Here is a 13118-nt window from a genome sequence, read left to right on the forward strand (position 1 = left end):
AACCTTAGCCCTCCTAATAGCATCATAGCGATATAAAATTATTCTTTCTATAACTTCTAATAATTACATTTCTTTGTCAAGTAAAGTATTCTAATTTTGCTTATTTTTATACTTTTCCACTTCTTGCAAGATAGAGTGGACGACTTCATGGATGGAAAGGGATGTGGTATCAAGTTCAACCGCATCATCTGCCTTAACTAAAGGTGCTGTTTCACGGTTAGTGTCTATTTCATCTCTTTTCTCAATTTCAGCTTTTAATTGTTCTAAATCCGATGGGATGCCTTTTGCAATATTTTCATCATGACGCCTTTTTGCTCTTTCATCAACAGATGCCACGAGAAATATTTTCACTTGTGCACCGGGAAGGACATGGGTACCAATATCCCGGCCGTCCATCACAACTCCACGGTCTTTCGCTAATTCCCTCTGCCGTTTCAACATCTCTTGGCGTACGGCAGTAAGCTTAGCAATATAAGATACATTCGCAGATACAGGCTGGTAACGGATTTCTTCTGTTACATCTTTTCCATTCAAAATAACACGTTGTCCTGTCGAATCGTTGGCAAGTTCGATATTCGTCTCTAGTAACAAGTTTAAAACTGCTGCCTCATCGGAAGGATCAACTCCATCGTTAAGCGCCTTCAACGTTAATGCACGATACATCGCACCTGTATCCACATAGATATAATTTAATTTCTCGGCTACAATTTTTGCGACCGTGCTCTTACCAGCAGCTGCCGGACCATCAATCGCAATAGCTATATGTTCTTCCTGCATCTACAAACTTCCGTCCTCTCATAAGCATGTGGGTAATTTCTTCATAAGTACTGTAAGTAATAATCATTTCTATCTCTTGTTTATCATAGCATAATTCAATTTGACTGGTCTACAATCTCTACTTAAGATAATTCTTTTTTTCTCATTTCCCGCTGTTTTTCAAAACAGTAACTGATGACTAATTGTTGATCCATCGGTTTTAATCCAAGGAACTTTATTGAAGCTGTATGGATTCCGTTTCTCAGTTGCAAGAAAACGACTTGACCCGCTGTCTGTATATAATGATATTTCCCTGAGCTAAAGCTGAGTACGAGCCAGACATTAATCACTTCATGTATATCCAGTAGATCTTCCCTTGGCACGATTAATGATAACCCGCCACCGCTTATGTCGGAAGTAACCGTTGTAAAAGCTTCCTTGTCCTCATTTTGACGATGGATAGCGGCATCAATTGTTGCATCCACACGTACAAACTGTCTCCGCTGAATTCGCTCAATATCTTCTAGCTCTGGTTTACAAAGTGCTAAAGCGGGGACATTCATCTTAACTCTATCTGCAAGTGTCGTCTGAAATTGATAAACTGCTTCATCATCACCTACGAAATCAACTTTAAAAGAGGCACCTATTTGGAAAAATTTGGTCTTCCCTGTTTGTTTATGTACGGGATAATCAATAAGAAGATAGTTGTCGTTGATGTCAACAACTTTACAATAATATTCATCCGCTTGCAATCCAGGTTCTTTAAATGTTAATCCCAGTTTTGTGCCAATCTTTATCATTGGTCCTTTCATATCTTCACCACGATTCTATCTGCCTTCATTACGGAATGATTGTATATATTTATTATTACAGATTTAAGAGAAAAGGGGAAGGCTTTTTGCCTCCCCCCTTTACCTGTATTAAAAAAATATAAAATAAAGATGCAGTGGACAACTATAGTTGCTAGCAATCGCCACATCCGTTCTGGAGCTTTTTCAGGAATACTTCAATTCCTTGCCCCCGAGTTTTTCGACTTTTTCTTCTCTGCCATCCATGGCGTTAATGAAGATGCGGTACGTATCATTGTTGAATGTACCTAAGAATTCATAAGTAAGCACTTCTTCATCCACATCATTCGTAATAATCGCTAGGCCGCTTTCTTCTATTTGGACATTCGGATTAACGAATTCACGTGCTTCTTCTTCCGTTAGTTCCGGTTCATCGATTTCTCGTTCATGATGATTACTATAATATTCGCTTGCTGTCACTCCTAAGACATCTCCATTATCTAGCGCTACTTTCACCTCTACGGAATCAGAATAAATCCGAATGCCATCCTGATTATAATTGAACGAATACATTCCGACATTATTCAGCTCCATACTTTGATATAGTTCCATATCGTCAAAGTCAAATTGCTCCAAATATTTTTCCGCATGTTCTTGTCCTTCATGCAAACTAAGCTTCTTATTTTCTACCGGACGTTCGATTAATAATGTTAACGGATAACCTCCTTTTTGAGAGAGGTCCATGTAAGCGCGTTTCTCACCATTTTGATAAGATACACTGTAAATTGGAATATCGGCGCCATCTCCAGAAGGTGTAATTTCAATATTTTCTTTCGAATTGATATCGAAAATCTTTCTGCTTTTATCTAATGCTTCCTCTTCACTCAATTCTTTTCCGGGTAGATTTTCGAAGTGATCTTCTGGTTTTGTACTAACCCCGATTAAACCGGATTGGCTGTTCGCCTCAGCGTACCCCTCCACTTGCTTCTCCACAGTTTTAAACCCATCGATAATCGTGTTATCTGTTTGGTCATTGTTAACCAATGCAAGCTGAACATCCATCCACCGCAAATTATTTTCAAGTGCTAAATGCTGTACATGCCGCAATTCATCCTTAATATCATTTGCTTGCACGTAAAGATTCTCTAGAACTTTCGTTTCATCTTCAGTTAGCGGGTCATCATCCAAGTTGCGAATTGCCGTGCGGTACGTGAAATCACCAATATTCGAGAGAAACTCTTCTGTTTTATTAAATGGCAAGAGCCCAAGTGGTAATTGGGAAACATTGGAATGGGCTTCTGAAGTAATCCGCCAAATATCAACGAACTTAGGTGATAACCGTTCATGGGAGTTCATTGCCAGCACTGTTCCAATCTCATCATGCAGTAAATCCATATAATAACTAAGTTCGTGGAATGATTTTTGATAACTGTTTTCCGCCTGTATTAAAATCGCATTTTTCTCCTGGTGTTCTTGGTAGCCCCAAATGGCTGCACCAACTAATCCGAGCGACAGAATACCAATGGTAATCCAACGAATCATACTATTCACGCCTTCCTATTTACAAAAGATATGCTTACCAATTTGCTTAATCTGCGGCCTTGACCATATCCAAGGCGAGGTTGCCGTATCCGGGTTAAAATAATAAATGGCATTGGATGAAGGATCCCAACCATTAATTGCATCAAGCACAGCCTCTTTTGCCACATCATTCGGTGTGAGCCAGATTTGACCATCTGCTACGGCTGTAAAAGCCCGTGGCTCAAAGATGACACCTGAGACTGTATTGGGAAAACTAGGACTCGCTACCCGGTTAAGAATTACGGCTGCAACTGCAACCTGACCTTCATATGGCTCTCCCCTTGCCTCCCCATATACCGCATTTGCCATCAATTGAATATCATTCTGTGAAAAGCCTTGCGGAACATTGACTGCGGTTGTATTATCTACCGGTACATTTTGCTCTGTTTGTTGTGCTTGGCCAGCCTGTTGCTGCCCGCCTTCCGTTCCGCCATAATGACTAAAGCGATTACCCTTGGAAATTTGTTCTTTCACATAAGCTTCATTGAACTGACTCGCTTTTACTAGTTTATTCTTTGTCTCCTGACCAGCGAGCCCATCAATGTTCATACCGAATTCATATTGGAAATTGCGAAGAGCCCAATATGTTCCCCACCCGAAAACTCCGTCAATATTTCCGTTGTAAAATCCTAAATATTGTAATCTCGCCTGTAATTCAATAACATCATCCCCAACTGCACCATGTTGAATAACCTGGGGACTGAATGCTTGTGCCTCTTCTTTTCCGTCGAAGAATAAAGGTAATAGAAACAAACCGAAAACGATGAAAAAACTAATCTGTCTGTATCGCAAGTCTAACCCTCCTCAAAAAACGATTCGTCATGCCGAAGAATCTTTGCTTATCTTCCGCGAAATGTTAACTAAGTTATCAGAGTATAAGCGTCCGTTTCCTCTCACCTTTTAATTTGATTTCCTTATCTTTTACAAGCTGAAAGATATACGAACGGTTACACTTTGATAAAGCAATGACTTGAGGATAGCTTTTGTTGCTAATCTATTTTTATACACTTTTATGAAATAAAAAGCATGTACAGCTAGGGATACTGTACATGCTTTTGTAACGACGTATTCTGTTCTTTAATTCAAATCAGGTTGATTAGCAATTTTCATGCGGTGAAGTCCGAATATCCATAAGATAATCATAAATGGGACAAGGTAGTAAATCCAGTTGCTCGAAACTGACTGCAAGATGTAATTATAGATTCCATGAAGTAGAAACGGGATGAAAAAAGCGAGCCAAAGATTAAACCTTGTCTTACTTACACGTGTCTTCGCTTTTCCGAAATAATACCCCATAATAACACCGAATAATGCATGAGATGATACAGGGAATATCGCTCTTGAAAAGGCATACTCAATGCCATTTGTCAGTAAATATAAGATATTTTCCACCGAGGCGAAACCCAAACTGATTGCCACCGCATATACAATTCCATCATAATGGTCATCAAATTCGTCATGGTGGTACATGGAGAACATAAAAATAAACCATTTTAAAAATTCTTCCAGTAATGCTACTTGGAAAAAGGATGTCAAGAAAATATTTAACACGAATCCTTCCTTTACAAATGCATGCTGCACAAACATAATCGGAAATACAATCAGACAGCCTAATAGAAAAGACCGTACAATTAAAGGGATTGGTTCCGTATATTCATCCTTTAGATAAAAAAAGGACATCAATGCTACAACAGGGGCAAGTCCCACAGAAAAAATAGCAATCATAGTTATAAACCTCTTTCCAAGTACAATACTTTTATCGTATCATGAAGTTATCCTATTGGAAATAGTGAAAATGTGAAGCAGGTGATTTCGTTGAAGAAAATCTTGATTATCCATACAGGTGGAACAATTTCGATGCTGGAAAACAAGGAAACTGGAGCAGTTAACGTTACAGATGAACATCCATTGACTAAACTGCAGGATCAATACAACAAATTTGCCGATGTGGATGAATTCGTTGTTTTTGACCTGCCTTCCCCACATATTACACCAAAGAACATGTTGGAACTGGCAGAGTACATTAAACAATCCATACCTAAATACGATGGGATTGTCATTACTCATGGTACAGATACACTGGAAGAGACGGCGTATTTCCTTGATCTGGTGATCGATACTGAAAAGCCGATTATCATTACCGGTGCCATGCGTTCCAGTAATGAAATCGGATCAGATGCACTCTATAATTTAATCAGTTCCCTCCGCGTTGCCTGCGCGGAACAAGCAAATGGCAAAGGTGTACTAGTTGTTATGAACGATGAAATTCATACAGCTGCAAACGTCACGAAGACCTCAACAAGCAATGTCGCAACCTTTCAAAGTCCGCAATATGGCCCAATTGGAATTGTTACGAAAGAATTGATTGTTTTCCATCACAGCATTTTAAAAAGGGAGCATTATCCTGTTACGAAAGTTCGATCTAAAGTTTTTCTTCTGAAGGCATTTGCTGGGATGGATGAGGATTTAATTCACGCGCTCCACTTAGGGAAACCGGATGGACTTGTTATTGAGGCATTTGGCCAAGGTAATTTACCAGGAGCGATTATGGATGCACTTACGATAGTTATAAATGATAATATCCCAATCATCCTCGTCTCCCGCTGTTACCAAGGAACCGTTCAGCCAACTTATGCTTATTCCGGTGGCGGTAGACAATTAAATGAAATAGGTGTAATCTTCGCTAATGGACTAACCGGCCCTAAAGCAAGAATCAAATTACTCCTTGCCTTAGAACAAACGACGAATATGGAAGAGTTGAGCAAACTATTTTCTGAACAGTAAAGGAGCTAGCAGTCGCTAGCTCCTTTATAAATTATACTTTCATTGTCCGCTTCGCCGCGATCGAGCGTGCAATTGCTTCTCCGTGAAAACGTCCATTTTCAATAAAGATAGCATTGTTGTTAAACCCTGCCGCTACGACACCTGCTACATAGATTCCTTGTATGTTTGTTTCATACGTATCTTCATCATACGCTGGAATTCCACTCACTGGATCTGTTTCGACACCCGCGTCGTGTAAAAATTTGATATCTGGTTGGTAACCGATCATGGCGAAAACAAATTCATTATCAATACGCCGCTCGACTCCATCCACTTCATAAAAAACCGCATTTTCAGTAATTTCTTTTACATTCGCATTAAATACCATCTCGATCTCATCTTTCCTAACTAAAGAATCAAATCCCGGAAGAATCCAAGGCTTAACGCTCGAAGAATATTCCTTTCCGCGGTAAAGGACTGTCACATTTGCTCCTGCCTTATGGAGTTCGATCGCTGCATCTACTGCGGAGTTTTTCCCACCTATAATTAAAACGTCTTTATTGTAATAAGGATGTGCTTCTTTAAAGTAATGGCTAACCTTAGGCAAATCCTCACCCGGAACATTGAGACGGTTTGGTTGGTCATAATAACCTGTCGCGATAATTACAAATTTTGCTTTGTATTGTTTTTTCTCATTATGATTAGCTTCCGTATTGAGCAAAAAGCCTTTATCTTTCTTTTCAATCTTGGTTACTTCCTCAAAGGATTGAATGCGCAGAGCTTTTCTTTTTGCTACTTCTCTGTAATATACCAGTGCTTCATTTCTGACTGGCCGCTGTTTCTCGGTAATAAAAGCAATATCACCGATTTCCAGATTGTCACTGGAGCTGAAAAATGTTTGGTGTGTCGGGAATTTGTACAAGCTATTCACGACGTTTCCTTTTTCAATTAACAGAGGGTTGATGCCTCTGTCTTGCAAAGCAATCGCTGCAGCCATTCCACAAGGTCCGGCTCCAACAATAATAACTTCCTCCTGTTGCATTTACTGCCACATCCTTTTCACATGCTCTAATAATATTCTACTATAATTTGCTTATCGGATAAACCAAGATGGTTAAAAACAGAAACTTATATTCTACTGAACGTCATCAGTCTAAAAACCGTTAAATATCCTTGGTGTAATTACCTATTATGATCATAGATACGATTCCAGGAGCTTTTACCCAACAGAAAAAACCCCTATCCTAAGATGATAAGAGTTTTTTGTGTGATTAGCTAAAGTTTCTTATACCCAACCGCGGAACCTTGCTGCTTCGGCCATTTTACGGACCCCTATCATATAAGCAGCTAGCCGCATATCAACTTGCCTCGTTACGGAAAGATTATAAATGTTATTAAAGGAATCAATCATAATCTCATGTAGTTTTTGATCAATTTCTTCTTCAGACCAGTAATAACCTTGGTTATTCTGTACCCATTCGAAATATGATACTGTTACTCCACCAGCTGAAGCAAGTACGTCAGGCACTAAAAGAATATCTCGATCGGTTAAAATTTTTGTCGCTTCAGCTGTTGTAGGCCCATTGGCAGCTTCGACAATAATACTCGCTTTAATATTATGTGCATTCTCCCGTGTGATTTGATTCTCTACTGCAGCAGGAATGATAATGTCACAGTCGAGTTCAAACAACTCTTTATTCGTAATTGTACTATCGAACAGGTTGGTAACCGTGCCGAAACTGTCTCTCCTGTCAAGAAGATAGTCAATATCAAGGCCATCAGGGTCGTGCAGCGCGCCGTGTGCATCCGCAATTCCCACAATTTTCGCCCCTTGATCATAAAGGAATTTCGATAGATAACTACCCGCATTTCCAAACCCTTGAATGACGATACGGGCCCCTTCAATATCAATTCCGCGTTTTTTCGCAGCTTCGTTTAGTACGATTGTAACCCCTTTTGCTGTAGCAGATTCTCTACCATGTGAACCACCAAGAACAATCGGCTTCCCGGTAATAAATCCAGGATTATTAAGTTCATCAATCTTACTGTACTCATCCATCATCCAAGCCATGATCTGTGAATTCGTGAATACGTCTGGTGCCGGAATATCTTTCGTCGGTCCAACGATTTGACTAACCGCACGAACGTAACCACGGCTAAGCGTTTCCAATTCACGGAAGGACATATGACGCGGATCACAAATTATTCCACCCTTTGCTCCGCCATATGGTAAGTTGACAATACCCGCTTTCAAACTCATCCAAATAGATAAGGCTTTTACTTCTTTTTCCGTTACGTCCGGATGGAACCTGATGCCACCTTTCGTCGGGCCTACAGCATCGTTATGCTGGGCGCGATATCCAGTGAACACTTTCACCTTGCCATCATCCATACGTACCGGAATGCGAACAGTCATCATACGAAGCGGGTCTTTTAATAATTCATATACCTCATTGGAGTATCCCAACTTTTCCAAAGCCGTCATAATTACTGCTCTTGTTGAACTTAAAACATCTAGATTTTCATGATTTTCTTCGGTAGAATCTACTGCTTTATCGGCTACCATGAAATTTACCCCCTAGAATACATATATTAATAAACCTTCTACTAAGAAGTTAGTATACACTTTCACTGTAAATATGCAATTAAAATACTATGGAACAACTATATTATTTGTCAGATGAAACTAGTTGTAAAAATGATTCATAATCTGTTTTACAGCCTGCTTTTCATAAATAATTTTCCCGTATTCCTTTAGACGATGGGAAGTAAGAATACTTGAATGAGAATACTCCGACATGATTGCAATGATGCTTTCTTTTTCAATCTCGGGAAGGGACTCTTCATCAAATAACATATAATAATGATCATCCAAATAATATACTTGCCCATCTTCTATTCCAAGTGGCGATAAATAGGATGCAACGTCGATTAAATCTTCAATGTCCTCAAATAAAAATATTAATTCATGGCTTTCGTCAAGTGTCACTTTCATTTCAATAAAATCTTCGTCTTCATTTTCCATATCACTCATTTGTGTCACGACTACATGCATACCTTGAGCCTGCATCATGAAAACTTGAACAAGCAGCATTCCATCAAGTTCTATATCTAATTCATCACTTGCATCATACATCATTTCACTAAATAAACTCCGGACACTAGCTGCATCGTGCCATATTTCATCACTCGTGAAACCACGCTCAATTAAATCGTCAAAAGTCAAAAATATGGTGAACTGATGACTGGATAGTCTTTCCACACGCATACAGTATCCCCCTTAAAAAATATTACTTAACAACAAAGACAACGGTCTATACATGCAGATGAAACATTGGATGTATACAATACTATATGCAATTAATCAATTTTTAGGTAGTAAGCTAATCCGTAAAGTCTGTTCCTTATTAGAGTTTATGCAACAGAGTCGTAATTTCATCCTGCCAGACATAAATTGCCGTTCCCAATCCCGCCAAAACAATAATCACCGTAAAAAGAAATCGCAGGAGTGGTTTGCTTAGCTTAATTTTAGTCCGTTTATTTTTTGTATGTACCTCTTTTCTCGGAGGTAAATTCAACACATCAATTTCATTTATGATTTGATCAGCGAACGATTCTTCATCATTTTCATTTCCTTCTTCAATATCCTGAAAAAGGGTCCTCAACTCATTCGCTTGATCTTCCTCTTTATGTTCAAGCTGCGTACTCAACTTAGAAAGCACCTCACTTTTTGAAGCGAATAAATAATCCTAAAAGAAAGTCTACTATAAAATGAAGTGTAATAGTAACAAAAAGATTTTCCGTTATTAGAAAGAGGTAACCTATTAAAAGACTGATCACCAATATGGATATGAATAATACCGGTTTCCTTAAATAACGGAGATGAACGAGCGCAAATAATATACTTGCAGGCATATATCCGATTGTACTTTGGATCACGCCGCGGAATAGTAGTTCCTCTGAAATTGCTACTAGTAAAGCTATACCAAAAATAAACGAAATGGATCTGTTTCTAAAAATCCTTTCATTTATTCCGCCATCATCAACTGCAGATTCAGGCAGCAATCTAATTAATAGCAAGTCCATCCCGACAATGAATATAGCAGGTAGAACACCAAAGTAAATAACTTCCTGTGTGTCCCAAACAAATAAAGTTGTCCAATCACGAAATCGATCAAATAAAAACAAGCTTAGCAAGAGAGCAATTCCAAGAAATATCCCTTGGGAAAACAATAGATTAATTTTTAGTTCCCGATCTGATAATTGTTTGATTAATTCACTTTGCTTCATGTTCTGCTCCAAGTAGTAGCTTTCGGAGTTTTCCCCTCCAATCGATATCTTCCTGTAGACTAGGGGGTAACGCTTGAGCTTCCCATTGTTCCAGATCGATCCCACAGTTACTGCAGCACTCGAAGATTGGCGGATCGTAACCCGATTGAAACTTTTTATACAACTGCTTCCGTAAGCAATCATCTGACTCTGCCCAACGAATCATCTCTTGCAACTCTTCCATTTTATACAGACTTCGTGATTGGATCCACTTGACAAGATGCTCATATACATTACGCCAATGCTCAGCTTCATAGACAACTTTCTTACCATTAATCATACCATGTTTTTCAAAATGAAACCGTAAAAATCTCCATTTTATTTCACTGATTTGAAAGAGTTCATCTAAATCATGCAACGTTTCTTTCGTCAGTTCAATTCCTTGTTCACTCAACACTTTTAACTGTTGCATAATCATCCGGATTTCACCGGATTCTGGTAATTCATTTTCAATAATACTCTTTGGAATTGCAGCATCATAACGCCCATAGAGTAATAAACAAATACTTGGTTTTCCGTCTCGGCCTGCCCTTCCGACCTCTTGAATATATGCTTCCATTTGCGACGGAATATGATAATGAATAATTAAACGGATATTCTGCTTATTAATTCCCATTCCAAATGCACTTGTGCAGCAAATTACATCAATTTGATTATTCATGAACTGTTGTTGAATCTGGATTCTATCGATTGGCTCTACGCCACCATGATAGAAAGCAACTTGATGTTCAGGTAATTTCTCTGTTAAAATACGTGCGAGATTTTCAGCTTGGATTCTGCTCGAAAAATAAATTAAAGCAGGTCCATAATGTTTATTGAGGTATATAGTTAATAATTCAAGCTTCTCTTGATCAGAAGTTACATCTTGAATCGCAAATGTTAAATTGTTCCGGTCCATTGGATAGACCCGCTTCACCATTCGGGGGCGGTCCAAACTTTTAATAATATCCGCCTGAACAGCAGGGGTTGCTGTTGCACTTAATGCAAGCACTGGTGGATGATGCAAATTTTCAATTACCTTTCCAAGTTTTAAATAATCCGGACGGAAGTCATGTCCCCATTGGGAAATACAATGGGCTTCATCGATAACGAATAAACTAATTTTAAGTTGCGACAATCGCTTGAGTAGTTGCGGCTGCTGTAATAATTCTGGAGAGATATAAAGTAATTTATAATGATGCAACTGTTCCATTACCATCTGTCTTTCGGAATAGGTGACAAAGCTATTTAATGCAACAACTCTTTTAAAGTTTTTAGCTTTCAATTCTTTTACCTGGTCGATCATCAATGATATTAAAGGTGAAACGACAACGGTCAGACCATCCAATAACAGGGATGGCAGCTGATAGCAAATCGACTTTCCAGAGCCGGTCGGTAAAATGCCAAGCACGCTTTTACCTTGCAGTACATCGGAAATAATTTCTCGTTGCCCTAGGCGGAACGAATGATAATGAAAATGTTTCTGTAATTCATTTTCCAAATGAAGGGTTTCACCCATGTCGACTTCCTCCCTCCCTCAATTTGTGATGAAAGACGAGCATTAAGCGTATTTGGAAAAAACTTATCTCTGGGTGGACATTTTCTTTAATCGTCTTCAATTTAAATGAATTCGTTTCTTGAATCGCTTGTAAAATTTCCTTCGTGTCTCTTTCCGATACATAATCCGAAAAGGGGAAAGCAGGATCATACAGTGCGATTTCAGCTAAATGATCGTAAATTGTATTAATTTTTAAGCTCCGTATGCGAGAAATCTCTTCAGGAGTAAGTCCTTGCTTGAACAAATCATATGTCTTCCCTGGTGAGCCGACAAATTTTACTGTCTGGCCAAGATCAGCAACTAGCGGGTATAGAGCACTGTAGTCTGATTGACTTATTTCAATCTTTTGCAACAACATATGTATCATACCGACCAAGAGCAAGCGGATATCAGCTGCTTCTCTGTTATACTGGACCGCAAGTTGATCGAGACTTTTCCCGTAATGATTATATCCTGAAAATCGGTCAATGAATATTTGAGCTTCCTCTTCGGGAAAAGCAGCCAGTAACTGAACAAGTTCATCATATAATTCTTCCAAGTAACTTCTCTCATTTTCTTTAATCTGCTTATAAAATTGTCGTACAAACCGTTCAGTAGCCGGCTGATGAATAACGGGAATAAACGAGAAATTACTTTCTTTCGTATTACTTAATGTTTGAACGAGTAATAGTAATCTATTATAAAATACGTCGGCTTTATCAAAATACAGAATCCCCTGAAAATAGTGAAAGGGAATTCTGCTCTGGTGAGCGGCAAGCCACGTTTCTCCCTCAGGTAAACAGCGTACTGCTTGGCGTCCCTTTTCTTCAACAGTTTCTTCCAAGAAACCTGCTTGAATTAATGCAGTTATTTTCTCATCAAAGATTTGCTTCCTCAGCCCTCTATAAATTCCAAAGAATGCCTGGTTGGAGAAAATATGGGCATCTTGAAGGGTCTGGATGCTCCTGCTGCCTGTTAGTAAATGATAAATGCTTGATGTACTCCGCTCTTGTTTAATTTGTTTTGCTGCTGTTAAGAGTATACCGTTAAAAATCAATTATCTCACATCCATTCCTAATCATCTTATTGAAATTATTCGTGACTAGTTTTACAATAAGGAGTGTTTAATGGGGGTAAAATAAATGTATGTTATCGTGAATCAGGATACTTGTATCGCTTGTGGAAATTGCGGGGCCAATGCACCGAAGTTATTTGGATATAATGAGGAAGGGTTGTCTTTTGTTAAAATTGATGGCAATACAGGGACGAAAAAGGTAAAAAGAAGATTAAGAGACGACCTTCTGGATGCTTATGAAGCTTGTCCATCTATGTCCATTCATATTAGCAAAAAACCATTTCAAACGGACAAGTAATAGATGTTACCC

At 38.8% G+C, this 13118-nt stretch carries 14 protein-coding genes; 2 read left to right on the forward strand and 12 right to left on the reverse strand.

The window, feature by feature from the left end; translation table 11 throughout:
- Window positions 1–90 precede the first annotated feature (90 nt).
- The 5 genes from cmk to prsW all read right to left on the reverse strand — a co-directional run bounded on the left by cmk (window position 91) and on the right by prsW (window position 4850).
- Window positions 91–777 carry a (d)CMP kinase gene (cmk, locus tag WKU33_RS04855; RefSeq protein ID WP_156855899.1) on the reverse strand — a complete coding sequence of 229 codons (687 nt, stop codon included), beginning with the start codon at window positions 775–777 and terminating at the stop codon, window positions 91–93.
- 122 nt (window positions 778–899) lie between these two features.
- The gene (locus WKU33_RS04860) at window positions 900–1556 is read right to left on the reverse strand and encodes a flagellar brake protein (RefSeq protein ID WP_336251464.1); all 657 of its coding nucleotides are present in this window, start codon (window positions 1554–1556) and stop codon (window positions 900–902) included.
- 195 nt (window positions 1557–1751) lie between these two features.
- Entirely contained in the window at window positions 1752–3086 is a 1335-nt protein-coding gene (gene ypeB, locus WKU33_RS04865) for a germination protein YpeB (protein WP_336251463.1), read from the reverse strand.
- A 15-nt stretch (window positions 3087–3101) separates the two neighbouring features.
- Complete coding sequence (sleB, locus tag WKU33_RS04870; protein ID WP_232334359.1) at window positions 3102–3890, reverse strand: spore cortex-lytic enzyme; 789 nt, start codon at window positions 3888–3890, stop codon at window positions 3102–3104.
- Window positions 3891–4202: 312 nt separating this feature from the next.
- A complete protein-coding gene (gene prsW, locus WKU33_RS04875; protein WP_156855903.1) occupies window positions 4203–4850 on the reverse strand; it encodes a glutamic-type intramembrane protease PrsW in 648 nt (215 codons plus the stop codon).
- A 90-nt stretch (window positions 4851–4940) separates the two neighbouring features.
- Here prsW and WKU33_RS04880 point away from each other — a divergent pair, with 90 nt between their 5' ends.
- The gene (locus tag WKU33_RS04880) at window positions 4941–5909 is read left to right on the forward strand and encodes an asparaginase (RefSeq protein ID WP_198042605.1); all 969 of its coding nucleotides are present in this window, start codon (window positions 4941–4943) and stop codon (window positions 5907–5909) included.
- Between the two features lie 31 nt (window positions 5910–5940).
- Here the strand turns inward: WKU33_RS04880 and WKU33_RS04885 are convergent, their stop codons facing one another.
- The 7 genes from WKU33_RS04885 to WKU33_RS04915 all read right to left on the reverse strand — a co-directional run bounded on the left by WKU33_RS04885 (window position 5941) and on the right by WKU33_RS04915 (window position 12790).
- Window positions 5941–6930, reverse strand: coding sequence for a YpdA family putative bacillithiol disulfide reductase (locus tag WKU33_RS04885; protein WP_340453490.1), 990 nt, complete (start codon window positions 6928–6930; stop codon window positions 5941–5943).
- Between the two features lie 243 nt (window positions 6931–7173).
- On the reverse strand, window positions 7174–8454 hold the full coding sequence (locus WKU33_RS04890; protein ID WP_340453492.1) for a Glu/Leu/Phe/Val family dehydrogenase: 1281 nt from the start codon (window positions 8452–8454) through the stop codon (window positions 7174–7176).
- Window positions 8455–8574: 120 nt separating this feature from the next.
- Complete coding sequence (locus WKU33_RS04895; RefSeq protein ID WP_188856780.1) at window positions 8575–9156, reverse strand: genetic competence negative regulator; 582 nt, start codon at window positions 9154–9156, stop codon at window positions 8575–8577.
- A gap of 139 nt (window positions 9157–9295) precedes the next feature.
- Window positions 9296–9598: a hypothetical protein gene (locus tag WKU33_RS04900; RefSeq protein WP_340453495.1), complete on the reverse strand. Its 303-nt coding sequence runs from the start codon at window positions 9596–9598 to the stop codon at window positions 9296–9298.
- A 13-nt stretch (window positions 9599–9611) separates the two neighbouring features.
- The gene (locus WKU33_RS04905; protein ID WP_340453497.1) at window positions 9612–10178 is read right to left on the reverse strand and encodes a CPBP family intramembrane glutamic endopeptidase; all 567 of its coding nucleotides are present in this window, start codon (window positions 10176–10178) and stop codon (window positions 9612–9614) included.
- Window positions 10165–11715: a RecQ family ATP-dependent DNA helicase gene (locus tag WKU33_RS04910; protein ID WP_340453499.1), complete on the reverse strand. Its 1551-nt coding sequence runs from the start codon at window positions 11713–11715 to the stop codon at window positions 10165–10167. The genes WKU33_RS04905 and WKU33_RS04910 overlap by 14 nt, the downstream gene beginning before the upstream one ends.
- On the reverse strand, window positions 11708–12790 hold the full coding sequence (locus WKU33_RS04915) for a helix-turn-helix domain-containing protein (RefSeq protein WP_340453500.1): 1083 nt from the start codon (window positions 12788–12790) through the stop codon (window positions 11708–11710). The genes WKU33_RS04910 and WKU33_RS04915 overlap by 8 nt, the downstream gene beginning before the upstream one ends.
- Window positions 12791–12875: 85 nt before the next feature.
- Here WKU33_RS04915 and WKU33_RS04920 point away from each other — a divergent pair, with 85 nt between their 5' ends.
- Window positions 12876–13106 carry a ferredoxin gene (locus tag WKU33_RS04920; protein WP_340453501.1) on the forward strand — a complete coding sequence of 77 codons (231 nt, stop codon included), beginning with the start codon at window positions 12876–12878 and terminating at the stop codon, window positions 13104–13106.
- The last annotated feature ends 12 nt before the right edge of the window (window positions 13107–13118 follow it).

This window comes from Oceanobacillus sp. HCA-5259 (assembly GCF_037892815.1).
In the GTDB taxonomy this organism is placed as follows: Bacteria; Bacillota; Bacilli; order Bacillales; family Amphibacillaceae; genus Oceanobacillus; species Oceanobacillus indicireducens.